We start from the raw sequence: 22,273 nt of genomic DNA on the forward strand, positions 1-22,273 counted from the left end.
CACGCAGGCACTCGACCTTGGGCTATCTCAGCCCCATGGACTTCGAGAAGCAGGCTCATGTAGTCTAACTTGGTGTCCATGGGACCGGCAGCAACTCAGCGCGCGAAACGTTCGGGGAAAGCGGTCTCGATTTGCGACGTCAGGATCGGCAAGGTGGCGATTGGATTGTTGATCCGCGTGCTGACATAATCGAAGCTGAGCGACAGATCGGTTTTGGGGAAAGGGCGGACATTCAACCCAAGCCGGACGAGATGGCGATCATCGTTGCGCAAATCAGGGTTGCCGCCGGAACTGCGCGCGACATCGACGACCTCGCGCCTGACGAAATCGAAGGTGCGTACATTGGGTGTCACCAGTCGCGGCCCACCGAGCTGTTCAAGCGTCGGTGCACCCTCTTCATGCGTGGCAGACGCGATGATGCTCACCGCCGGGATCGGTGACCAGCTCAGGCCATAGCCATAGCTGGTGAGTGTTCCCGCATCCGACAGGCGTTCGACCGAGCCATTGGCGTTGAAGGAGAGATTACCCAGCAGCGAGACCTGCTTGTCCTTTCTGCTAAAAATCGGCAGATCAAGGTCGATCTGGGCCGCGCCGCGATCGCGTGAGAGGTCAGCGCGAACATCGGTGATGCCAAACGATGCGCGGCTGGTGAAATCACGAAAATCGGCGCCGAACCGGACACTTGTCGACAGCGGACCGCCCGGAAGTGAAACGACGGGGCCGGAAAACAGGAAATCCACATTGGCCAGCCGGTCGATCGAACGTGCCCGATCACGGCGACTGACCCCGTCAAACGCGTCCGTCAGCACGGTCGCTTCATTATGGTCGTAATTGGCGATGGTGGTCCACTGCCAATGCCCGATGCGCCCGTTGATCGTGGTGCCGAAATGCCCGACCGTGCGATCGCTGTTCCGGCGCAAGGGGCCGTTCAGCCCCAATCCTAGCAGGCTTTCGCTGTGGTTGACGTCCACCCTGCCATTGGCCGTCGCCGACACATCGTTCAGCACGTGGCCGCTGATAACGCCGTTGAATCCAAATTGCTCGGTTTCTGGCAGCAAGGTGCGGAAGCGGCCAAGCTCGGGGGCAGCAGCGAGCTGGCGCACAGCGCGCTCGCTCTCCAACAGAGAGTCGGACCGGCCATAGGTCCCTCCCAGGCTCATCCGCGTGTCACCGTTAATTCTCAGAAAATCAGCGTTCGCGATCCCGCTTTCCCGGCCACCTTCGCCTGGGGTGAGAAAGGCGATCTGCCCGACCTTTGACCGAAATCGTTGAAACGTAACGATGTTGACCACCTTCTGATCAGCCCGATAACCGTACTTCAGTGCCACTTCCTCGGGAAAAATCTCCATCCGCTCGATCGCTTCCGACGGGATGCGCGCGATTTCGGAAAAGTCGGATACGCGCCGACCGTTCAACAGCGTGACTGGCGGACTGTCTCCCCGCCCCCGGTTGCTGACGGTCTGCGCGTTGATCGCCTCAAGTAGCGCGCCGATATTGTCAGCACCGAAGGCCCGAAGGTCGAGCTGGCTGAATGTGCGTTCGGGTGGGATGTTGCCGATCACCGATCCGCGCGGCCGTACACCGGCGACGACGATATCGGCGTTGGCCGTGTCAGCATTTCCTCCAACACCGTTTGGCGGCGGTCGGTCCTTGAACTGCTCTTCCAGCTGGCGGAGGATTTCGGGGGGCAGTGGCTTGCCGTCCGCGCGGCGGAACTCGCGCTTCTTCGGCGCTTGCGGGGCTGCTTGGGCCGGGTCACCAGATACCGAGGGCTGATCGCCGGCAGTCGGTGCCGCGAGCGGGGCAGGTGCTTTGTCGTTCTTGCGGGCGGGTAATCTCAACACGGTTCCCGCGGCAGGGACACCATTCTTGAACTGCTCTTGCAACTGGCGAACGATTTCAGGAGGCAGCGGCTTACCGTCGGCGCTACGGAATTGTAACTGCGTCGGAGTACTGTGGTCGGCGGTCGGCGCATCGCCCTTTGGCGATGGGTCGGTGGTCGGCGTTCCGGCTGGTGCAGGCGGCGCCTGCTGGGCGAGAAGTGTCGCCGGCATTAGCGAAACCACTAGCCCTGCCAGCGGTCCAAAGCTTGATTTCATGCGTGTTCTCCCAGATTGCTGATCTGGAAGGCATAAGACAGCCTCGGGTAGCGCGTTGATGGCGCGGGGGTAACAAGCACTGAAACGCAAATGCTACATTGAGCCACTACAAAGAGTCGCCATGGAGCCGGACTTCGTCGCCGTCAGTACCGTTCTCGTCGTGGACGATGATGCTAGCATTCGCGATGCCATTGCCGAATTTCTGGGTTCGCAAGGCTATGCGGTCCGCACTGCCAGCAACGCTGCGAGCTGCGAACGCACTCTGGCGATTGCGCCTGCCGATCTGATCGTGCTCGATGTGATGATGCCGGGCGAGGACGGCTTGTCGCTGTGCCGACGCCTCGCACCGGCGGGAACGCCGATTCTGATGCTGAGCGCGCTTGATGACGTGACCGACCGGATCGTGGGTCTGGAGGTCGGTGCATGGGACTATCTGACCAAGCCGTTTGAGCCGCGCGAATTGCTGGCGCGCGTCCGCGCGCTGCTGCGCCGGCCAGTGGCGGATCGGACCGATTCGGGCCGTACCGATTCGGGCGTGACCTTCGCCGGATGGCGGCTCGATCGCGAGGCGCGACGCCTGCGCGACCCGTCCGGGCGTATTTTGGCCCTCACCGAGGGGGAGCATGCGTTGCTCGCCGCCTTTGCAAGCCGCCCGGGACGCATTCTGACACGCGATGTGCTGCTCGATCTCGCGCGCGGGCTGGATGCGGCAAGTTATGACCGCGCGATCGATATCGCTGTCAGCCGCCTGCGCCGTAAACTCGCCGAGGCGGATCCAGCGCCGCTGATCGAAACGGTGCGCGGCGTGGGCTACCGATTCCTTCCGTCCGTGCGGCCGGCATGAAGCGGGCCCCCAGCGCGCTTGTCTCGATCGGCGGTTTCGGCGTCGCTGTTGCGACGCTCAGCGTGGCGACCACCGCTGCGATCGTCATCCTCGCGCCGCCGCCGCCCACGCTGCGGACCCGTGCCGTTGACGCGATTGCAGCGCTGCAACGGCCCATGTCGGGTTTCGAGCGCCGCCTGCTGCCAGCACGGCCGAAGAGCGAGCGCGTGGAGATGCTGGAGACGCTGATCGCGGCCGAGCTGAATCGGCCGCTCCGCGATGTGCTTGTCGCGTGGCTGGACAATCGTTCGAGGTTCGCCGGCGGCTTCAAAAGTACCGGACGGACGACACTGATCCGGACTGGAGCCACCAGGCTGCCATCGTCGATGGTTCTCCTTCAAGGCAAGAACAACACCTTCGAGCTTGTCACGCCAGGCACGGTATCGCGCGCCGTGCGCAATCCGCTGCTTGGCCTGCCGCTGCCAGCCTTTACCGCCAGCGTTCGCCAGGCTGACAATCGCTGGCTAAGCGTGGCACCGGCGCAACCCTTTCTTGCCGGATGGCAGCGCAGTATCCTGATCGCGCTTGCCGTCAGCCTGTTGCTGCTTGCCCCGATCGCCTGGATTTTCGCGCGCCGCCTGACGCGCCCGTTCCGTGCACTTGCCGGGGCGCTTGACCACCATAGCGATATCCTCTCGGCGGATGGACCGCGTGAACTGCGCGAGGCGGCAGCCGCGATCGCCGCCATGCGCAACCGGCTCGCGATCGAAGCGGCCGAGCGGGCGCGTATTCTCACGGCGATCGCGCACGATCTACGGACGCCGCTGACCGGGCTGAGGTTGCGCATCGAGGCCACGGCCGAGCCGCAACGCAGCCGTATGGTGGCCGATGTCGAGCGGATGCAGGCCATGATTGGCGAAGTCCTTGCCTTCGCACGCGACGCCGCGGCGCCCGTGGAAGTGCTCGACGCACGCCCCCTGCTCGCCGCGATTGTCGATGAGCGGAACGAGGAGGGCGCGCTGATCCGCCTGCTGCCTGGCGGCGACGCCTGCATTGCGGTGCCAACCCTCGCCTTCCGGCGCGCCGTTGAGAATTTGCTCCACAACGCCATCAATTATGCCGGTGGCGGCACCGTCGAGGTTCGCCGCGCCGAAGGGCAGGTCCTCGTCTCGGTTGCCGATAGCGGGCCCGGCATCCCCGTCGTTGACCGCGAACGACTCCTTCGTCCGTTCGAACGCGGCGACAGTTCGCGCAATCGTGACACGGGCGGCGCAGGCCTCGGCCTCAGCATCGTCAGAGATTTTGCGGCGCGGCATGGCGGAAACTTTACCTTGGCCCAGGCACCTGACGGTGGAACCATCGCTACACTCCGTCTGCCCGACGGCTTGGTCCATGCAGACAGGCGAGCATAGGATCAGGCGGAATGAAAAACGCAGCATCGGCAGGGCCAAACCTCAGCGCAGCCGCACGCCCAAACCGCAAACGCCACTGCCGCGCAGCGGCTTCGTGCTGTGGGACACTGATTAGCGCTGTTTCTTCGTCGTGGTTGCTGTGAAATCGGGGTCCTTCTTTGAAACCCAATCGACAAATTTGCGCACGGAGGGATTTGCCAGCAGGCTTTCCACATCGATTCCGTAGCGTTCGAGTTCGGAATTGGTGAAGTTCGCTATTACCGTCTGCTGGCAAATAGGGTGCATGGGCACGACGTCGCGTCCGCCGCGACTTTTCGGTATGGGATGATGCCATACGATGGTTTTGCCGGTCGGCCGGCTACACAGCCAACATAACGGTACCTCGACCGCCGCGTCGTCGTCAGACTGTGGCGTGTCGTACGCGCCATGTTTGGAATGCTTGCGGCCCATAGGTGTGTCCAAATCCATATTTGCACCGCCCATCGGCGGCGGCGTGGTCGGCATCCTTACAGCAGCACAGGGTCGAAACCGAGGTAGAACGCGCGGTCTGTGATGACCTGCGGTAGCGGGCCGGTCGATGCCCTGAAGACTTTTGTACATGGCGTGGCAGAGCGACGGACAATCGGGCCCCGCTCTGCCACAACCGGTTTTCGTAAGATCAGCTTTCGATGAACGCCAGCAGATCAGGATTGATGACGTCGGCATGGGTCGTCAGCATGCCGTGGGGAAAGCCAGGATAAATCTTGAGCGTTCCGTTTTGCAGCAGCTTGATTTGACGGAGCGATGCGTCGGCATAGGGCACGATCTGGTCGTCATCGCCCTGCATGACCAAGGTCGGGACGGTGATCGTCTTCAGGTCTTCGGTCTGGTCGGTCTCGGAGAAAGCCTTGATGCCCTCGTAATGCGCAAGGGCGCTGCCCATCATGCCCTGGCGCCACCAATTGCGGATCACGCCGTCGGAGACGGTCTCGGTCGGGCGGTTGAAGCCGTAAAACGGCCCCGACGCCAGATCGAGGAAGAAGCCGGCCCGGCTGTTGGCCAGTGCCGTGCGGAGACCGTCAAATACGTCGAGCGGCGTTCCGCCGGGGTTGGCTTCGGTCTGGAGCATCAAGGGCGGAACGGCGCTCACCAGCGCCGCCTTGGCGACACGCCCTTGCGGCTGACCGAATTTCGCAACGTAGCGCGCCACTTCGCCGCCGCCGGTGGAATGCCCGATATGGACGGCATTACGCAGGTCGAGATGCTCAACCACCGCAGATGCGTCGGCCGCATAATGATCCATGTCATGGCCGCTATCGATTTGTGACGAGCGACCGTGGCCGCGCCGATCATGCGCCACAACGCGGTATCCCTTGGCAAGGAAGTAAAGCATCTGCGTATCCCAGTCGTCCGCCGACAAGGGCCATCCGTGATGAAATACGATCGGCTGGGCGTCTTTCGGTCCCCAGTCCTTGAAAAAGATCTCTACGCCGTCGGTGGTGGTCAAATAGGTCATGTTTGTCCTCCGTTGGTGGCTGCACCGCGTCTGCGTCCGGCGCGATGGGGGTTGGCGGGCCATCGGGAATCGTCGTCAGGTTCGGGATGCGCCCGGATCACCCCAAACCTCGCTAACAATGTCATGAGCACGCCAATCTCGCAAAGCTGCACATGGCTGCCTTGGCCGGCGCGCCCTTTATTTTATCAGGGCTACGGTGCTGTTCTTGATCGGCCGGCCGGCCATCCGTTTGGTACGATGACGTAACTATCTTGCCACGTCAGCGCCGGAAGCGCATTCTTCCCAGGGGAACAACGGGGAGAGCGTGACATGGCTGGACGATTGAAGCCGCCGATTTGGTTTTGGCTTGTGACGATCGTGATTCTGGCGTGGGGCGCGATGGGTATTTTCGCTTTTTATGCCGATCGCACGATGGACGCGGCGGCGGTTGCGCGGATGAGCGACTATGATCGGAATTTTCGCGTAAACCAGCCGGCGTGGGAAATCTGGGCTTACGCAGTCGCAGTCTGGACCGGTTTCATCGGTGCCATCGCCTTGTTGGTGCGATCGCGCCACGCACACCCGGTGTTCGTCGTGTCGCTCGTCGCGGTGGTGGCGCTGTTCGGCTGGATTTTCGTGGCGACCGACATGATCGCGGTCAAAGGGCCGTTGGTCGCGACGGGGTTCCCGATCTTCATCGCGGTCGCGGCGGTAGCGCAGATCTGGTTCGCTGACTATGCCCGCAAGCGCGAATGGATCGGGTGATCGATTAGCCCTCCCACTGGAACACGGCGTCGAGCGGCTTGCCGAAGACCTGCGCGATCCGGAATGCGGCCTCTAGTGTCGGGGAATATTTGCCCGCTTCGATCGCGGCGATCGTCTGGCGCGTGACGCCGATCCGCTCGCCAAGCTCGGCCTGGGTCATTTCGCCGCTCATGAAGCGCAGCGTGCGGATCTGGTTGCTAATCGATGATTTGGCCATCTCAACTGGCCATCCGATAGCCAACGATCTGTGCCGCATAGTGCACGATTTCGGCGATCACGATCGCGCCCATGATTCCATATGCCATGCCAACCGCGCCGATCCCGAGATGTACGCCACCGGCGACGCACAGCACCAGCGTCAGCAAAACGGGGTAAGCGATTGCATAAGCGCGGCGCGAGATGGTGTGGTCGCGCTCGTCGCGGCTGGCGCTCGCGTCCTTTGGCGCCAGGATGGCGGTGACGATCGCGGCGACCGTGACCAGGATCGCTTGGAGCACGATCGCGGCGAAGAAGCCGACCATATAGGTCGGCCCCGGATAGCGACCGCGCGTGAGCGCCATGAAGCCGAAAAACCCGCCCCAGATCACGATTGTGCTGATGACGGAGATCCACGCGGTCTTCTCTCTGAACGGCATTACCAACTCCATGTTAGTGTCGATTGACTCAATGTATGTAAAACATAACATTGAGTCAACCTTACCATACACGACGCCGGTTCCGCGCTAGCGGGGCGGGTTCGAACTCGCTATGCCACCGCCCATGTCCACGACCTTTACCATCGATACCGCCACCAGCCGCGCCAACCCAATGCCGGCTCCGATGAAGCGGCTGACCGTCCCCGCGATCCGCAAGCAGAAGGGCGCCGCGCCGCTCGTGATGCTCACCGCCTATACGGTGCGGACCGCGCAATTGCTCGATCCGCATTGCGATATGCTGCTGGTCGGCGACAGCCTCGGGCAAGTTATCTACGGCCTGCCATCAACGGTGCCGGTCACGCTCGACATGATGGCGGCGCATGGTGCTGCGGTGGTGCGCGGCAGCTATCATGCGGTCGTGGTGATCGACATGCCGTTCGGCAGTTACGAGGCAAGCCCCGAAAAGGCGTTCGAAAGTGCCGCCTATTTGCTCAAGCAGACGGGCGCGGCTGCGGTGAAGCTGGAGGGTGGCATTGCGATGGCCCCGACCGTGAAATTCCTGTCCGAACGCGGCATTCCGGTGATGGGACATGTCGGGCTGACGCCGCAAGCGGTTAACACGCTGGGTGGCTACGGCGCGCGCGGGCGGAGCAAGGTCGAGGCGGCGAAGATCGTCGCGGATGCCGTTGCCATCGCGGATGCTGGCGCCTTTGCGATCGTAATCGAAGGCGTGATCGAGCCGATCGCGATCGAAATCACCCGCGTGGTCGGCTGTCCGACGATCGGCATCGGCGCTTCCGCGCAATGCGACGGACAGGTTTTGGTGGCTGAGGATATGCTCGGCCTGTTCGAACGCACGCCCCGGTTCGTGAAGAAGTTCGACGACATGGCGGGCCGTATCTCCGCCGCGGTCGCATCCTATGCCGAGGAGGTTCGTGCGCGTACCTTTCCCGGACCCGAGCAGATTTACGCGCCAAAGGACTGAACCAACCGGCTTTTTTGAACGCTTTTGTTTGGCGCGGCGCGGCGCTAAGGTCCGCGCCTTCCACACCCTTTCCCGACGGAGTTTCCCCCTTGGCTGTCCCGCCGAACACCGATGCTGCATTCTTGCGCGAAGTCGATGAGGAGCTGCGCCGCGATCAGCTCGCCAAGGCGTGGCGGAGCTACGGCATCGCCGCGATCGCCGTGCTGGTGCTGGCCGTGCTTGGGTTCGGCGGATGGCAGATTTGGCGCGCGCAGCAACTGAGCGGGGCGGGCGAGCAGGGTGAAACGCTGTCCAAGGCGTATGAGGATATCGGCGGCGCGCATCCCGAGGCCGCGCAAGGCAAGCTGACCACGCTCGCCGGATCGAGCGTCGAGGGGTATCGCGCGCTCGCGCTGATGAGCCAGGCCGATATCCTGCTGCAAAAGCAAGACCTGCGCGGTGCAGCGACCAAGTTCGCGCAAGTCGCGACCGATGCCTCCATCGGGCAGCCGTTCCGCGATCTGGCGCTGATCCGCCAGACCACCGCCGAATTCGATACGTTGAAGCCCGAAGTGGTCATCGGCCGCCTGCGCGGCATCGCGGTCAAGGGCAATCCGTGGTTCGGCAGCGCGGGCGAGCTTGTCGCGATTTCGTATCTGCGGATGAACCGCCGCGACTTGGCGGGAACGCTGTTCGGACAGATTGCCCGCGACCCGGACATGACCGAGACCATGCGGCAACGTGCGGTTCAGATGGCGGGCGTATTGGGCGTGGATGCCGTTATCGAGGCTAAGGACCAGAAATCGAAATGAAGATGACCAACCGTTTTCTGATCATCGCCGTGGGCGCGGTCGCGCTCAGCAGCTGCGCGACGTTCAAGGGCAAGAAAAAGACCCCCGTGCTCGGCCAGCGCATCGCGATCCTCGCTGGGGAGAACGATGTCCTCGCCGACAAGACGATCGCCGGGGTCGAAGTGCTGGTGCCGCCTGCCGCGACCAATGACACTTGGGCGCAACCCGGCGGCAACTCCGCCAAATCGGTCGGCAATATGACGCTGGGCACCAATCTGTCGCGCGCGTGGAGCGTAACGATTGACGGGGGCAGCAACCGCCAACGGCTTGGCGCAGCGCCGGTCGTGGCCGATGGTCGCCTTTATGTGATCGATGTCGATGCTGCGGTACATGCCTTTTCGGTGACCAATGGCGGATCGGTGTGGACCACCAACATTGCGACATCCGACAAGAAATCGCGCAGTGCTCGCTTTGGCGGCGGCGTCAGCTTCGATGATGGTAAGGTTTTTGCCACCGACGGGCTGGGCGATGTCGTGGCGCTCGACGCAGCCACCGGCAAAGTGGTGTGGCGCGCCAAGCCGGGCGCGCCGCTGCGCGGTTCACCGACCGTCGCGAACGGCGAAGTCTATATCCTCAGCCAGGACAATCAGCTTTACGCCTTGTCTCAGGCTGATGGCAGCGTGCAATGGACTCAGTCGGGGTCGATCGAAACGCAAGGCGTGTTCGGGGTTGCCGCACCTGCCGTCAGCCAGGGCACTGTGGTCGCCGGTTTCTCGTCGGGCGAACTCAATGCCTATCGCTATGAAAATGGCCGTACGCTGTGGCAGGACGCGCTGTCGCGCTCGACCATCTCGACCTCGGTCTCCTCGCTCGCCGATATCGATGCCGATCCGGTGATCGATCGCGGCATCGTCTTCGCGGTCGGGCAAGGCGGTCGCATGGTTGCGCTCGAAATCGTATCGGGCCAGCGACTGTGGGAGCAGAATTTCGCGGGGATCTCGACCCCATGGGTCGCGGGCGAGTGGGTGTTCATTGTCACCGACGATGCGCGGCTGGTCTGCCTCGCGCGCGCGACCGGTAAGGTGCGGTGGATCAGCCAGTTGCGCCGCTACAAGAGCGAAAAGGTAAAAAAGGACGGAACGGTCAAGGATTCGAAAAAAGCCAACCCGGTGACGTGGTACGGCCCGGTGCTGGCCGGAAACCGGCTGATTTTGACCAATTCGCAAGGGCAGATTGCCTCCGCCTCGGTCGAGACCGGCAAGGTCACCAGCGTGATCGACGCCAAGGCACCCTTCACCTTGCCCCCGATCGTGGCGAATTCGACGCTCTACGTGCTCGATCAAAAAGGGCGCGTGACCGCCTATAAATGACCCTGCCCAAGGCGGGGTGACGGAAGCATGCGTTTCCCGTAAGGGGGCGCATGTCCAGTCTCCCTGTGGTCGCGATTATCGGCCGGCCGAACGTCGGCAAATCGACCCTCTTCAACCGTCTCGTCGGCAAGAAACTCGCGCTTGTCGATGATCGACCCGGCGTGACTCGCGATCGGCGTGAGGGTGCTGCCACGCTGGTCGGCCTCGATTTCCGCGTGATCGATACCGCCGGCTATGAGGACCAGGACGCAGCATCGCTACCCGGGCGGATGCGTCAGCAGACCGAGGCGGCCGTCGCGCAAGCCGATGTCGCGCTGTTCATGATCGATTCGCGCGTTGGCCTGGTGCCGCTCGACGAAGAAATCGCGCGCTGGCTGCGCGGATCGACGACACCGGTCATTCTTGTCGCCAACAAGGCCGAGGGGAAGGCCGGGGCGGACGGGATTCTCGAATCGCTGTCGCTCGGCTTTGGCGATCCGGTCGAGCTCTCCGCCGAGCATGGCGAGGGTCTGGTCGAGCTGTTCGACGCGCTGTTGCCCTATATCGAACCCGAAAAGGATGCGGCGGGCGAGGATATCCCTAATGCCGATGTCGACGAGGAATATAGCCCCGACGCGCCGCTCAAGCTGGCGATCATCGGGCGGCCAAATGCCGGCAAGTCTACGCTGATCAATCGCATCCTTGGCGAGGAGCGGCTGATCACCGGGCCGGAGGCGGGGATCACGCGCGATTCGATCGCGGTCGACTGGATCTGGCATGATCCCGAGCGCGAGCCGGGCGAGGATGCACGCAAGGTGCGGCTGATCGATACCGCCGGCATGCGCAAGCGCGCCAATGTGCAGGACAAGCTCGAAAAGCTGTCCGTCGCCGATGCGCTCCACGCGATCGATTTTGCCGAGGTGGTGGTTCTGCTGCTGGATGCGACGCGCGGGCTCGAATCGCAGGATTTGCGCATCGCCGACGCCGCGTTGCAGGAAGGCCGCGCGCTGATCGTCGCGATCAACAAATGGGACGTGGCCGAGAACGGGTCGAGCCTGTTCAACGGGATCAAGGCCGCACTCGAGGAGGGACTTAGCCAGATCAAGGGGATGCCCGTGCTGACGGTCTCGGGCGCGACCGGCAAGGGCCTCGATACGCTGTTGAAGGTGGCGTTCGAAACGCGTGATGCCTGGTCGCGGCGCGTCGGCACCGGCGAGCTTAATCGCTGGTTCGAAAAGGCGGTCGACGCCAACCCACCGCCCGCGCCGGGCGGCAAGCGCATCAAGCTGCGCTATCTGACGCAAGCGAAGACGCGGCCACCTGGCTTCGTCCTGTTCGGGACGCGGGTGGACCAATTGCCGATGAGCTATCAGCGGTATCTCATCAACGGCATCCGTCGTGACCTGGGATTTGGCGCGGTCCCGGTACGGCTGACGCTGCGCGCGCCGAAGAATCCCTTCGATCGGTAAGTGAGTCATGCGAACCGGCCGCGCGTAGCAATGCACGGCAGCCCCGTTTCTTTTGGCGGGATCGGTGTTTCTTTCACGCGTCAACCGCTCGTTTACTTGCCCGCGGTACACCGATCAAACTTTCGGGCGATGTCGCCCGAAGCGGGAGATGACCGTGTCGCTCGACGCTAGAGAATTGATCGACTGGAACGTGTTTATGCGCGCGCGCGCCGAACTCGGCGCGGGCTTTGTCCGCATTCTTGGCTATTTCCGGGAGGATGGCGTCAAGTCGGTCGCGGCAATCGAGGCGGCGATGCGTGCGCAGAACGCCGCGGGCATGATCATCCCGGCGCATACGCTGAAAGGCGAAGCGCGCCAATTCGGCGCCGAGCCGCTGGGAGCGCTAGCCGAGCGAATCGAGACGATTGCGCGCGATTGTGTCGAAAATCGCGACACGCCCGATCAAGCGTTGGCTGACATCGTCGCCCTGCGTCCGCTGTTCGAAGCGACGCTATCGATGCTGGAGCGCGAATCGAACCCGCTGGTTGAGCGTCGTCCCGCGTTCGGTCGTCGCGCCAACTGAGCCTCAGGCGCGCAGCCGTTCGATCGCTTGCGCCAAGGCGACGTACAATTTGCCCATGTCCGACGACAGGATCGTCACGCCGAGCGGAGATCCGTCGCGTTGCGACAGGATCTGGCGCAGCATCGCTTCGAAATCGTGGATGTAGCGATTGACCTGATCGCGGAACGCCGGGTCTTCCTCATGCAGCCGCGCGATCTCGCGCGCTTCGCTCGCATCGAGCAAGCGCACCGCGCGGCGGGTAAAGACGCCGCGGTCGCCTTTCAAATAGGCCGACCACGCGCTGTCCGAGACGTCGCTGGAGAAGGCCTTGGCAATGTCGATCGACGCCGAGTTGAGCGATTCGATCAGCAGCGACACGCGGCGCGCGAGCGTGTCCTGGTCGGCATTCTCGCGCTCGACCCGAGCTTCCTCCAGGCGCGATTCGACGATCGCGGTCGAATCGGCGATCGCGAGCATCTGCCGCGTGAGGCGTTCGGACGCGCGCGCCGCGGCATCGGCGGCGGCTTCGGCGGCGGCACCAATATTGGCGATCTCGCGCCTTACGCCAGCACCGATCGCGCGCTCCATCGCCGCGGCGCTTTGCTGTTCGAGCGCGAGGGCCGCCTCGGGGATGACCGTCGCGAGCGTCTCGCGCGCGCGGTCGGCGGCGGCGCTGGCGGTGTCGCGCACCCGCAGCAGCGCTTCGACCAGCCGCGGGGCGGCGTCCTCGGCGAAGCGATGGGTGCGGCCGATCGTCTCCTCGACCATCGCGCCGAGCGCATCGGCCTTGACCTTGCCGTCGCTCAGCGTGTCGAGCAGCGTACCCGACAGCGTGTCGACGGTGTCGCGCTGGCTCGCGATGACATGGGCAATCGCCTCGATCGCGTCATGCGTGCTTTCCGCCGCCGTCACGAGCGCGAGCAATTCGGGCTTGGCCGCGCCGACGATCTTGCGACTGGAGGCAATGCGATCGTCGAGGCGATTGAGTGCCTCCGGCAGCGTCTCGTCGATCTCCCGCGCCGCCGAATCGAGCGCGAGCAAGAGCCGCTCGGTCGTGCCGATCGCGGTGGTCGCCATCGTATCGCCGGTCTTGAGCGCCTCGGTCATCGCATCGGCCGAGCCGCCGAGCGCGCTGATCGAGGCGGCAAGCGCTTGCGCGCGCGTCACCCCTTGCGCGTGAAGCGTATCGAAATTGCCGCTGACGCGCGTGATGCCGGAGTCGATCTCGCCGACGATCGTCTCGCTGGCATCGCGTTGTTCCACTAGGCGCGCGGCGACGCGATCAATCAGTGTTTCGATCTCGCCGATGCGCGCGGCGAGGCCTTCGGCACTGTCGCGCGCGGCGCGGTCGAGTGCGGCCTGGTTAGTGCCGAGCATTGCCAGCATCGCATCGCCTTGCGCTGCGATCCCCTTGCGCGCTTCGTCGACAGCGTCGGCGGTGCGGCCGAGCAGCCCGTCGACCGCGTTCGACATATTCCCGGTGACCTGTTCGAGCCGCGCGCCGGCGGTCTCGCTGGTCGCTTCCATCCGGGTGATGTGCGCGGCGAGCTTCTGCGCCGCTCCATTAGCGACCGCATCGGCCTCGCGCCCACGCTCCGACAGCGCCGTGAGTTGCGCGTCGAGCGCGGCGGCATGCTCGCTTGCGGTGACGCCGGTGGTCTTGAGCAGTTGCGCGAGCGTCTCGGTCTCGCCGTGCGCGCGGGGCAGCAAGGCGAGCAGCACTTGCAGGCGTGTGTGTGCCGAGTCCGCCGCCGCCGCCAAGGCGGCGGCATGCGAATCGGCGCTGGCGACATGTTCGGCCAACCCCGACCCGACCGTTTCGAGCCGCAGCACCGCGCCGTCGCCCAGCGCCATCAACGATGCGGTTTGCTCGGCAAGATTGGCGCGATTGGTTTCGATGCTGTTCGAAAGCGCAGCAACGGTGCGCTCCAGGCTGGCCGCTTCCGCGCGCATCGCCTGAGCGGTGCGCCCGAACCGCTTCGCCTCGGCGCTGCTGGTGCGTAAGGCCAGCAGCAGCAGCACGCCGATCAACGCGGGCGGTACGCACAAGGCGGCGATAAAGCTGGCAAGGGCAGGGGGGGCGAGCGTCGCCAGGCTGTCGCGGCACAGCCACAGCATGCCGCCGACCCAGCCAAGCGCGAGCAGCGCGCCGAGCAGCGCGAGCCATGGCCCGCTGCCGCGCGGAGCCGCCGCCACGTCGTCGGCGAACTCGGTCAGCTCGATTGGATCTTCGGGCAAGGTGTCGGATAGTGGCGCGGCGTCCACCTCCGGCACGGCCGCGTTCGCACGCGGCTCCTTGGCTGGCGCGGCACCGTGCGGCCGCAAGTCGATGATACGCGAACCCCCACTCATCTTCGTTGTTTACCACGAATGGGGCGGACGCAAAGCGAATTGCGAAACCGAACTTTAAGGCCTTGGCTCTTATGGACGAGAGATGGCCTATGATCCCGGTGCAATCGATGCGACTCTGGCGGCGGCGGTGGGCGACGAGCCCGCGCTGATCGCGGAGCTGCGTGGGGCATTTCTCGAAAGCGTCAAACGCGGTCTCGCGGTGCTGGAATGCGCCGAAGGCGACGATGCGTGGCGCGCAGCCGCGTTCCGCCTGCGCGGTCTTGCCGCCAGTTTCGGCGCGATTCGGCTGATGGCGATCGCCACCGAAGCCGCCGAGAGCGAAGCGCATGATGCCGGGCTGATGCGTCGGCTCCGGCGCGCGGTCGAACGGCTGTAATCCCCGAACGGGCTTTGCCTTAGCCGCGCTTACCCCCTAACAGCCCAGCGATGCTGGCTGGACTGATTTTTGCAACCGAAGATGCCGATGACCGTGCGGGCGTGCTTGCCGCGACGCTGCCCTTCGGCGGACTGACGCTGATCGAGTTTCAGGCGCGCTTGCTCGCTTCCGCAGGGGCTTCGCAAATCATCCTCGTGGTGGCGCGGATGACGCCCGAATTGCTCGGCGCGATCAGCCGAATCGGTCGGCGCGGGGTTGCGGTCGATGCGGTACGGACTGCCATCGAAGCAGTAGAGAAACTGCATCCGCTGGCACGTGTGCTCGTCGTTGCCGACGGCGTGGTGACGACCGGCGATGTGGTCCAGTCGCTGGCCGCAGCGGGGCAGGACACGTTGCTGGTGACCGATCAGGATGATCGGCATTACGAACGCGTCGGCGCGAATGCAGCGTGGGCGGGGCTCGCCTTGCTTGACGGCAACCGCATCGCCGAGGTCGCCGCCATGCCCCGCGATTATGATTTCCAGTCGACACTGTTGCGCGCCGCCGCGCAGGCGGGGGCCGATCAGGTGCGGCTCGATTCGCACATGGCCCCGGGGCACGGCATCGAACGCAATGCGCAGGCGCTGGCACGGCGGGGGAATGGCACCGTGGCGGCGCTTGTCGCGCGACCGCTGCGCTGGGCGGACCGGTTTCTGTTTTCGCCGCTGGTGCGGCTGGCGCTGCCGCCTTTGATGACGCGTGCGGTTCCGACGATGGCCGCACTGGCCTTGGCGCTCGCGTTGGCGATCGCGGCGGTCGCGACGATTGCGCTCGGGCATCCGGCGATCGGGATGGCGGTCGCGTGCGTGGCACTGCTTGGCGGTAAGATCGGCGCGTCGCTCGCCTGGGTGCGCGATGAGGGACCGCTGGTACGCTTTACCGACTATGCCGTGCCGGCAATGGCCGCGCTGGCGGTGTCGGTGGTCGGCTATGCTGCCGACCGGCCCGCAGGTCTGATTCTGGCCGTTGTTCTTTTGATCGCCGCCGCGTTGCTGGAACGCGCCGCACCCGCCGAGCACCAGCGCAGGCTCTGGGCCAGCCCGGTGGCATACCCGCTGGTGATGCTGCCGTTGCTGATCGCCGGCCAGCCGCTGGTCGCGCTGGCGAGTGCCGGATTATATGCCGCCGTGACTTTGGCGGCGGCGATTGAGGCCTTTCGCGAAAAGCCTTAGTCTCGCCTTAACGACAACCCCCTAGAAACGAGAACATGTCGATTGAACGTCGCGACATGGATGCTGGGACTCGTAGGGGTGCCACCGCGCTGCTTGCTCGTGCAGCGGTGGCGGACGTGCGCGCCGATGAGCGGCTGCGCGTGGCGATCGACGATTTCTTTCTCGACGAGGATGCCCGGCTCGACGATCGCACGCGCGTGGCGATGGCGGCGGTGCTGGGCGATCTCGCGCTGGGGATCGAGGCGGCGCTGCGGCGCTATGCCGCCCGCTTGCTCGCCGCGCGCGACGCCGCGACGCTGGCCGAGACGCTCAGTGCCGAGGCTCCCGCGATTCTGGAACGGCTCGTCGGCTCGGGGCTGGTGCGCGATTCCGATCTGATGCGCGAACTGTTCGGGCGCGTGCGGCAGGATCTGCTCGCCGATGCGCTACCGAGCGATGCGCCCGAAGATCCGGACCGCGCGAGCCTCCTGCCACGTCTCGCGCAACAGGGCGACAGCGTCGTCGCGGCAAGCGCGATTGCCTTGCTGTCGGCCGAAAGCCGCCGCCGCGTGCCGCCCGCGCCGGGGCAACCCAACCCAAGCGATTTGCCCGCCGAACTGCATCACCGGCTCGTCTGGTGGATTGCGGCGGCGCTGCGCGAACGCTTTGCCGGAGGCGCGGGAGAGGCGCTGCCGCTGCTCGACCGGGCGCTGGCCGAGGCGGCGCTGCGCAGCATCGCGGCGCATGACGAGGGCGACCGGTTGGAGGCGAGTGCGCTCCGCCTTGCCGCAGCTCTCGACCCGCAAGCGAACGAATTGCCAGCCTTGCTGGTCGAATCGCTCGCCGATCGCCGATTGTCGCTGTTCGTCGCCTTGCTCGCCCATGCGCTCGGGCTCGATTATGGCGATGCGCGCGAGATCGTGCTCGATCCGGGTGGCGAGCGGCTGTGGCTGTTGCTGCGCGCGCTCGAGCTCGACCGCGAAGCGATCGCGCGGATCGGCCTCGCGCTGAGCGATGCCGATCCGCGCCGCGACATCGACCGCTTCGCCGAGGGGCTCGATGCGATCGTCGCGGTCACGCCCGATGCGGCCCGTCATGCGCTTGCCCCTTTGCTGCTTCACCGCGATTATCGCGCCGCGCTGGTTGCGCTGGCCCGGCATCAGGATCGCGTGCGATGAACGTCAATGAACCGATGCTGCCGCCAGTGCGCGGGCTGATCGATCGTGATGGTCGGCTGGTCGAGGCCGACCAGCGCCTGCACGATCTCAACGCGCGCGCCGGGGGCAGTATCGGGCAGCCGTTGGCGGTGCCGCAAATCGCGACGCTGGCGCGGCTCGCGCAGCGGCTCGGAATCCTCGTGTCGCGCGGCGTCGTGGCGGGTGACGGCGATGGCGATCTCGAATTATGGGTCCGCGCTCAACCCGAACCGCGCGGCGTGCGGCTTGCCATTACCGGCTGGCGGAGCCGCGCAGCGTGGCACCCAGGCGGGATCGCCGAGGAGCGCGCGTCCGATTTCCTGCGCAGCGAAGCCGATTGGCTGTGGGAGACCGACTCCGCGCTGCGGCTGACTTTCCTCTCTGTCTCGGCTGGTGCACGCTACGGGTTCGATGCGGCGGCGATGCTCGGCCAGCCGCTGACTCGGCTGTTCGTGCTTGGTGAGAGCGATGGCGGGGCGTTTCCGATCCTGGGTGGCCTCGCGCTGCAGCAACGCTTCGACGATCAGCCCGCGACGATTCGCGATACCGGACGCGGTGTGCGGCTCGCCGCCAATCCGCGCATCGATGCGAGCGGGGCGTTTGCGGGCTTTGTCGGCGCAGCGCAGATGCTCGACGATGCGAGCGTGCCGCCGGTCGAGGCGCCACCCGCGCCCGACGCGACGACGTCTGCGTTCGCGGCTCGGCTCGACCAAGCGCTGCGCTCGCCGCTCGACCGGATCATCGCCAATGCCGACAGTATTCATGCGCAGTCCGAAGGGCCGCTGCGGCAGGATTATGCCGACTACGCCGCCGATATTGCGAGTGCCGGGCGACATTTGATGGGGCTGGTCGACGATTTGGTCGATCTGCAAGCGATCGAGCGGCCCGATTTCGTGGTGCTGCGCGAGGCGGTCGATCTCGCCGACGTGGCGCGGCGGGCGGCGGGCTTGCTCCAGGTGCGCGCGGCCGAGGCAAAGGTGCGGATCGACCGGCCTTCGCTCGGCGAAGCCTTGCCCGCGACCGGTGAATTCCGCCGCGCGTTGCAAGTGCTGGTCAATTTGATCGGCAATGCGGTGCGCTATTCGCCCATCGACGGCATGGTGTGGGTCCGTGCCGAGCGCGAGGGTGATGTCGCCGCGATCATCGTCGCCGATCAGGGCCGGGGCATCGGACTCGAGGATCAGGCGCGCATCTTCGAAAAATTCGAACGCGTTGATCCACGCGAGGCCGGCGGATCGGGGCTGGGGCTGTACATCGCACGGCGTCTGGCGCGCGCGATGGGTGGGGACGTTACCGTCGATAGCGCGCCGGGGCAGGGCGCGCGATTCGTGTTTAAGCTGCCGGTGCGGGCCGAGTGAACGGCGCGGAAGTTTAGGCTAAGGTTAGGCCAAGGGGTGTCTCTTGGCGTCGCGTAGCATTACGGATGCCCGGCTTCATCTGCGCGAAGCTTAGCGCGCTTACAGCAAGAGGCCTCAATATTTCAGAGGCACTACCATGAAAAGATTGCGCACAGACCGTCGTGGCGCGACGGCGATCGAATATGGCCTCATCGCCGCATTGATCGCCGTTGCGGCAATTGCCGCCATGCAGGGACTCGGCAATCAATTGTCGACGACCTTTGCCAATGTCACGTCGAATATGAAGGCATCCTGAGGCTGGCTGTGTCGCACGCCCGTGCGGGAAGCAGAATGGCTCGTCTGCGCGTAACGGCGAGCTAAATATTTGTTCTTTTTGATATTTGCGACGAACGGAAGCCTCGGGGTGCTCACGATCTCCTAATATGGATTTAGGTGTCGCTGATCATCAGCCGCATAAGGGGTTACCGTATGCGCTGGTTTAAAGAGGCTGCCCCGATCCGTCTGAAGCTGCTTGTTGCATTTGGCCTGCTTTGGAGTCTGACAATTTTAGCCGCCGTCGCGCCCGTGCTGTTCGGCGGTGCTGCGGTCTGGATCATCGGCGCAAGTGTGACGGCGATTTCGGGATTAGCCTGCGTCGTTTTCCGCGAGGCGATCGCGGGTCCCTATGTTGCGACGGTCGTGCGGATGGAAGCTCTCGCGGCCGGTGATCTGACATCGCCCATCCAGTTCACGAATTACACAGATTGCGTCGGGCGGCTCACGCGAGCCATGTTCACGTTCAAGGAAGCCGCCGCGACGCAGATCGCCCAGAATGCCGAGGCAGAGCGCAATTCAGATGTGGTTCGCACCATGTCGAATAATATGGAAAAGCTCGCCGATGGCGATTTGACAGCGGATATAACCGCCGACTTCCCGGCATCCTATGCCGCGCTGAAAGCGAGCTTCAACCAAGCGCTGTCCAACTTGCGGACCGTCATCGGTGGTGTCTCAAATGGCGCCGACGCGATCCGTACTGGCTCCTCGGAGATCGCTCTCGCCTCGGAGGATCTCGCCAAGCGGACCGAAAGTAATGCCGCAAATCTGGAGGAGACCAGCGCCGCGCTGGTTCAGATTGAGGGCCGCCTCAAAGCATCGGCCACCGCTGCCCAAGGCACTGTTGCTCGTGCCGACCGCGCGATCGCCTCGGTCGGATCGGGCCGGGCGACTGCGGAAATGGCAATGGCCGCTATGACTCGGGTTAGCGGCAGCGCCAAAGGGATCGATGACGTCATCGAGGGTCTCGACAAAATTGCTTTCCAGACCCGCGTGCTGGCGATGAACGCCGCGGTCGAGGCTGGCCGCGCTGGCGATGCGGGCCGTGGTTTTGCGGTCGTTGCCGACCTTGTCTCGGCGCTGGCCATGCGCGCAGAGGAGGAAGCCAAGCGCGCGCGCGAACAGCTCAGCGTAACGCAGACCGAAATCGTCACGGCAGTACAAGCGGTCGAAAAAGTCGACGGTGCTTTCTCGGATATCTCTGGTGACGTCGCCGAAGTGCATAAGTTGCTCGCCGATATGACCAATGACAATATCGCCCAATCGGCGGCAATTAGTGAGATCAGCTCTGCTGTCGGCAGCATGGATAAGGCAACGCAGCAGAACGCTGCGATGGTGGAGGAAACGTCGGCGGCGGCGCACAATCTGACTGTCGAGGTCGCAGCCCTCGCCGATCAAGCAGCGAAGTTCCGACTGGACAGTTCCCATCCAACGGCGCGCGTAACGGCAGTGCCGGTCAAGGCCAAATCAGCGCCCGCTTCGCGCGCTGCTACTGCCAACGGTTCCAAGCTTAATGGGCATGGGCGCGCGCCTGAACGCGCCGAAGAGTGGGCGAACTTCTGACCAAACAGCTACCGCGGTGGGACATGAGGATATACCTCTCGTCCCGCCGCATTAGCCGATCGACAGGGCCTGAACCGCGGACAGGACACCCGCCGTCTGCATCAGCGGCGGCGCGACCACCACAGTAACGCCGCGCCGAGCGCCGCGATGCCCAGACCGTAAACGATCCAAATTCGCGCCGCGAGCATGAAGCTCGACGCGGGCCACATGATGATGCCCGAGCCTTGGCCTGCAAACAGCAGGCCGAACGCGAGCAGGATGACGCCCGCGATCAGCGCGACGGTTTTCACGACCGCGCGTCCAGTCCGACATAATCGCGCTGCGTCGGGCCTGTATAGAGCTGGCGCGGGCGGCCGATCTTCTGCTCCGGATCGCCGATCATCTCATTCCACTGCGCGACCCAGCCGACGGTGCGCGCGAGCGCGAACAAGGCAGTGAACATCGTCGTCGGGAAACCGATCGCCGAGAGGATGACGCCCGAATAGAAATCGACATTGGGGAACAGCTTCTTTTCGATGAAATACGGGTCGCTGAGCGCCATTTCCTCGAGCTGGATCGCAACATCGAACACCGGATCGGTGACGCCCAATTCGCCGAGCACTTCGCGCACGGTCTGCTGCATCACGGTCGCGCGCGGATCGTAATTCTTATACACGCGGTGGCCGAAGCCCATCAGGCGGAACGGGTCGTTCTTGTCTTTCGCGCGCGCGATATACTCAGGGATGCGATCAGGCGTGCCGATTTCGCGCAGCATGTTGAGCGCGGCCTCATTGGCGCCGCCATGCGCCGGGCCCCACAGGCAGGCGATGCCCGCCGCGATGCACGCGAACGGATTCGCGCCCGACGAACCGGCGAGGCGCACGGTCGAGGTCGAGGCGTTCTGCTCATGATCGGCGTGGAGGATGAAGATGCGGTCCATCGCCTTTTCGACGATCGGGTTCACGACATAGGGCTCGGCGGGGACGCCAAAGGTCATGCGCAGGAAATTGCCGGTGTAGCTCAGCGAATTGTCGGGATAGAGGAAGGGCTGACCGATCGAATATTTGTACGCCATCGCTGCGATCGTCGGCATCTTGGCGATGAGACGGTGGCTCGCGATCATGCGCTGCTGCGGATCGGTGATATCGGCGCTGTCGTGGTAGAAAGCGCTGAGCGCGCCGACCACGCCGCACATGATCGCCATCGGATGCGCGTCGCGACGGAAGCCGCGATAGAAGGTCGCGAGCTGTTCGTGCAACATCGTGTGGCGGCTGATCGTGTAGCTGAACTTGTCGAGCTCGGCCTTGTTGGGCAGCTCGCCGTTGAGCAGCAGGTACGAGACTTCCATGAAGCTCGACTGTTCGGCCAATTGCCCGATCGGGTAACCACGGTGAAGCAGCACGCCCTCATCGCCGTCGATGTACGTGATCGCGCTGTCGCAGCTTGCGGTCGAGGTGAAGCCGGGGTCGTAGGTGAACATGCCGGTTTGGGCGTACAATTTGCGGATGTCGATCACGTCCGGCCCGACGCTGCCCGACAGGACCTTAAGGTCGAGATCCTTGCCAGCGGCCTTCAGCGTGACGGGGTCGGTCATCAATCGTCCTTTCGAGTATCGTGTCGAAATA

Annotated in this window: 22 protein-coding genes; 14 read left to right on the top strand and 8 right to left on the bottom strand. The window is 64.3% G+C overall.

All coding sequences use genetic code 11. From position 1 onward, the window contains the following. Nucleotides 1–95 precede the first annotated feature (95 nt). A complete protein-coding gene (locus IEV62_RS16110) occupies nucleotides 96–2,099 on the bottom strand; it encodes a TonB-dependent receptor domain-containing protein (protein ID WP_188449300.1) in 2,004 nt (667 codons plus the stop codon). Between the two features lie 121 nt (nucleotides 2,100–2,220). On the opposite strand from IEV62_RS16110, the gene IEV62_RS16115 reads away from it, so the two are divergent. Together IEV62_RS16115 and IEV62_RS16120 are read left to right on the top strand one after the other, a co-directional pair. Continuing rightward, nucleotides 2,221–2,943 (top strand): response regulator, encoded by a 723-nt coding sequence (locus tag IEV62_RS16115; RefSeq protein ID WP_188449302.1) that lies wholly within the window; start codon nucleotides 2,221–2,223, stop codon nucleotides 2,941–2,943. After that, nucleotides 2,940–4,334, top strand: coding sequence for a sensor histidine kinase (locus IEV62_RS16120; RefSeq protein ID WP_188449304.1), 1,395 nt, complete (start codon nucleotides 2,940–2,942; stop codon nucleotides 4,332–4,334). The genes IEV62_RS16115 and IEV62_RS16120 overlap by 4 nt, the downstream gene beginning before the upstream one ends. A 111-nt stretch (nucleotides 4,335–4,445) precedes the next feature. Here IEV62_RS16120 and IEV62_RS16125 read toward each other — a convergent pair whose 3' ends face one another. Both IEV62_RS16125 and IEV62_RS16130 read right to left on the bottom strand, forming a co-directional pair. Continuing rightward, nucleotides 4,446–4,784 carry a hypothetical protein gene (locus tag IEV62_RS16125; protein WP_188449386.1) on the bottom strand — a complete coding sequence of 113 codons (339 nt, stop codon included), beginning with the start codon at nucleotides 4,782–4,784 and terminating at the stop codon, nucleotides 4,446–4,448. Nucleotides 4,785–4,992: 208 nt separating this feature from the next. Further along, nucleotides 4,993–5,829, bottom strand: coding sequence for an alpha/beta fold hydrolase (locus IEV62_RS16130; protein WP_188449306.1), 837 nt, complete (start codon nucleotides 5,827–5,829; stop codon nucleotides 4,993–4,995). Between the two features lie 348 nt (nucleotides 5,830–6,177). Here IEV62_RS16130 and IEV62_RS16135 point away from each other — a divergent pair, with 348 nt between their 5' ends. Then, nucleotides 6,178–6,573 carry a hypothetical protein gene (locus IEV62_RS16135; protein ID WP_188449308.1) on the top strand — a complete coding sequence of 132 codons (396 nt, stop codon included), beginning with the start codon at nucleotides 6,178–6,180 and terminating at the stop codon, nucleotides 6,571–6,573. A gap of 4 nt (nucleotides 6,574–6,577) precedes the next feature. Here the strand turns inward: IEV62_RS16135 and IEV62_RS16140 are convergent, their stop codons facing one another. Together IEV62_RS16140 and IEV62_RS16145 are read right to left on the bottom strand one after the other, a co-directional pair. Continuing rightward, nucleotides 6,578–6,790 (bottom strand): helix-turn-helix transcriptional regulator, encoded by a 213-nt coding sequence (locus tag IEV62_RS16140; protein WP_188449310.1) that lies wholly within the window; start codon nucleotides 6,788–6,790, stop codon nucleotides 6,578–6,580. Nucleotide 6,791: 1 nt separating this feature from the next. After that, complete coding sequence (locus tag IEV62_RS16145; RefSeq protein ID WP_188449312.1) at nucleotides 6,792–7,208, bottom strand: hypothetical protein; 417 nt, start codon at nucleotides 7,206–7,208, stop codon at nucleotides 6,792–6,794. 124 nt (nucleotides 7,209–7,332) lie between these two features. On the opposite strand from IEV62_RS16145, the gene panB reads away from it, so the two are divergent. From panB to IEV62_RS16170, 5 genes are all read left to right on the top strand, one after another. Further along, entirely contained in the window at nucleotides 7,333–8,193 is an 861-nt protein-coding gene (panB, locus tag IEV62_RS16150) for a 3-methyl-2-oxobutanoate hydroxymethyltransferase (RefSeq protein ID WP_188449314.1), read from the top strand. 89 nt (nucleotides 8,194–8,282) lie between these two features. Next, complete coding sequence (locus IEV62_RS16155; RefSeq protein WP_188449315.1) at nucleotides 8,283–8,984, top strand: tetratricopeptide repeat protein; 702 nt, start codon at nucleotides 8,283–8,285, stop codon at nucleotides 8,982–8,984. Further along, nucleotides 8,981–10,333: a PQQ-like beta-propeller repeat protein gene (locus IEV62_RS16160; RefSeq protein WP_188449317.1), complete on the top strand. Its 1,353-nt coding sequence runs from the start codon at nucleotides 8,981–8,983 to the stop codon at nucleotides 10,331–10,333. The genes IEV62_RS16155 and IEV62_RS16160 overlap by 4 nt, the downstream gene beginning before the upstream one ends. A 50-nt stretch (nucleotides 10,334–10,383) precedes the next feature. Then, on the top strand, nucleotides 10,384–11,781 hold the full coding sequence (gene der / locus IEV62_RS16165) for a ribosome biogenesis GTPase Der (protein WP_188449319.1): 1,398 nt from the start codon (nucleotides 10,384–10,386) through the stop codon (nucleotides 11,779–11,781). 148 nt (nucleotides 11,782–11,929) lie between these two features. Further along, nucleotides 11,930–12,343, top strand: coding sequence for an Hpt domain-containing protein (locus IEV62_RS16170; protein ID WP_188449321.1), 414 nt, complete (start codon nucleotides 11,930–11,932; stop codon nucleotides 12,341–12,343). Nucleotides 12,344–12,346: 3 nt separating this feature from the next. On the opposite strand, the gene IEV62_RS16175 is transcribed toward IEV62_RS16170, so the two are convergent. Continuing rightward, nucleotides 12,347–14,674, bottom strand: coding sequence for a coiled-coil domain-containing protein (locus IEV62_RS16175; protein ID WP_188449323.1), 2,328 nt, complete (start codon nucleotides 14,672–14,674; stop codon nucleotides 12,347–12,349). An 82-nt stretch (nucleotides 14,675–14,756) separates the two neighbouring features. Here IEV62_RS16175 and IEV62_RS16180 point away from each other — a divergent pair, with 82 nt between their 5' ends. From IEV62_RS16180 to IEV62_RS16205, 6 genes are all read left to right on the top strand, one after another. After that, complete coding sequence (locus IEV62_RS16180; protein ID WP_188449324.1) at nucleotides 14,757–15,050, top strand: Hpt domain-containing protein; 294 nt, start codon at nucleotides 14,757–14,759, stop codon at nucleotides 15,048–15,050. Nucleotides 15,051–15,100: 50 nt separating this feature from the next. After that, entirely contained in the window at nucleotides 15,101–16,261 is a 1,161-nt protein-coding gene (locus IEV62_RS16185; protein ID WP_188449326.1) for a hypothetical protein, read from the top strand. A 35-nt stretch (nucleotides 16,262–16,296) separates the two neighbouring features. After that, nucleotides 16,297–17,418, top strand: a complete 1,122-nt coding sequence (locus tag IEV62_RS16190) for a DUF2336 domain-containing protein (RefSeq protein WP_188449328.1) — start codon at nucleotides 16,297–16,299, stop codon at nucleotides 17,416–17,418. Beyond that, a complete protein-coding gene (locus tag IEV62_RS16195; RefSeq protein WP_188449330.1) occupies nucleotides 17,415–18,794 on the top strand; it encodes a sensor histidine kinase in 1,380 nt (459 codons plus the stop codon). The genes IEV62_RS16190 and IEV62_RS16195 overlap by 4 nt, the downstream gene beginning before the upstream one ends. 136 nt (nucleotides 18,795–18,930) lie before the next feature. Next, a complete protein-coding gene (locus IEV62_RS16200) occupies nucleotides 18,931–19,089 on the top strand; it encodes a Flp family type IVb pilin (RefSeq protein WP_188449332.1) in 159 nt (52 codons plus the stop codon). A gap of 137 nt (nucleotides 19,090–19,226) precedes the next feature. Continuing rightward, nucleotides 19,227–20,669: a methyl-accepting chemotaxis protein gene (locus IEV62_RS16205; protein ID WP_308511282.1), complete on the top strand. Its 1,443-nt coding sequence runs from the start codon at nucleotides 19,227–19,229 to the stop codon at nucleotides 20,667–20,669. A gap of 101 nt (nucleotides 20,670–20,770) precedes the next feature. On the opposite strand, the gene IEV62_RS16210 is transcribed toward IEV62_RS16205, so the two are convergent. Then, nucleotides 20,771–20,959: a hypothetical protein gene (locus IEV62_RS16210; protein WP_188449334.1), complete on the bottom strand. Its 189-nt coding sequence runs from the start codon at nucleotides 20,957–20,959 to the stop codon at nucleotides 20,771–20,773. Next, nucleotides 20,956–22,242, bottom strand: a complete 1,287-nt coding sequence (locus tag IEV62_RS16215; protein ID WP_188449336.1) for a citrate synthase — start codon at nucleotides 22,240–22,242, stop codon at nucleotides 20,956–20,958. Before IEV62_RS16215 ends, IEV62_RS16210 begins: the two co-directional genes overlap by 4 nt. Nucleotides 22,243–22,273: the final 31 nt, after the last annotated feature.

Source organism: Sphingomonas psychrolutea, assembly GCF_014636175.1.
Taxonomy (GTDB): domain Bacteria; phylum Pseudomonadota; class Alphaproteobacteria; order Sphingomonadales; family Sphingomonadaceae; genus Sphingomonas; species Sphingomonas psychrolutea.

What these genes read in the sequence shown, in the direction of transcription:
- IEV62_RS16110 (WP_188449300.1), bottom strand. Translation starts at nt 2,099, where the DNA reads ATGAAATCAAGCTTTGGACCGCTGGCAGGGCTAGTGGTTTCGCTAATG.
- IEV62_RS16115 (WP_188449302.1), top strand. Translation starts at nt 2,221, where the DNA reads ATGGAGCCGGACTTCGTCGCCGTCAGTACCGTTCTCGTCGTGGACGAT.
- IEV62_RS16120 (WP_188449304.1), top strand. Translation starts at nt 2,940, where the DNA reads ATGAAGCGGGCCCCCAGCGCGCTTGTCTCGATCGGCGGTTTCGGCGTC.
- IEV62_RS16125 (WP_188449386.1), bottom strand. Translation starts at nt 4,784, where the DNA reads ATGGGCCGCAAGCATTCCAAACATGGCGCGTACGACACGCCACAGTCT.
- IEV62_RS16130 (WP_188449306.1), bottom strand. Translation starts at nt 5,829, where the DNA reads ATGACCTATTTGACCACCACCGACGGCGTAGAGATCTTTTTCAAGGAC.
- IEV62_RS16140 (WP_188449310.1), bottom strand. Translation starts at nt 6,790, where the DNA reads ATGGCCAAATCATCGATTAGCAACCAGATCCGCACGCTGCGCTTCATG.
- IEV62_RS16145 (WP_188449312.1), bottom strand. Translation starts at nt 7,208, where the DNA reads ATGCCGTTCAGAGAGAAGACCGCGTGGATCTCCGTCATCAGCACAATC.
- panB (WP_188449314.1), top strand. Translation starts at nt 7,333, where the DNA reads ATGTCCACGACCTTTACCATCGATACCGCCACCAGCCGCGCCAACCCA.
- IEV62_RS16160 (WP_188449317.1), top strand. Translation starts at nt 8,981, where the DNA reads ATGAAGATGACCAACCGTTTTCTGATCATCGCCGTGGGCGCGGTCGCG.
- der (WP_188449319.1), top strand. Translation starts at nt 10,384, where the DNA reads ATGTCCAGTCTCCCTGTGGTCGCGATTATCGGCCGGCCGAACGTCGGC.
- IEV62_RS16170 (WP_188449321.1), top strand. Translation starts at nt 11,930, where the DNA reads ATGACCGTGTCGCTCGACGCTAGAGAATTGATCGACTGGAACGTGTTT.
- IEV62_RS16175 (WP_188449323.1), bottom strand. Translation starts at nt 14,674, where the DNA reads ATGAGTGGGGGTTCGCGTATCATCGACTTGCGGCCGCACGGTGCCGCG.
- IEV62_RS16180 (WP_188449324.1), top strand. Translation starts at nt 14,757, where the DNA reads ATGGCCTATGATCCCGGTGCAATCGATGCGACTCTGGCGGCGGCGGTG.
- IEV62_RS16185 (WP_188449326.1), top strand. Translation starts at nt 15,101, where the DNA reads ATGCTGGCTGGACTGATTTTTGCAACCGAAGATGCCGATGACCGTGCG.
- IEV62_RS16190 (WP_188449328.1), top strand. Translation starts at nt 16,297, where the DNA reads ATGTCGATTGAACGTCGCGACATGGATGCTGGGACTCGTAGGGGTGCC.
- IEV62_RS16195 (WP_188449330.1), top strand. Translation starts at nt 17,415, where the DNA reads ATGAACGTCAATGAACCGATGCTGCCGCCAGTGCGCGGGCTGATCGAT.
- IEV62_RS16200 (WP_188449332.1), top strand. Translation starts at nt 18,931, where the DNA reads ATGAAAAGATTGCGCACAGACCGTCGTGGCGCGACGGCGATCGAATAT.
- IEV62_RS16215 (WP_188449336.1), bottom strand. Translation starts at nt 22,242, where the DNA reads ATGACCGACCCCGTCACGCTGAAGGCCGCTGGCAAGGATCTCGACCTT.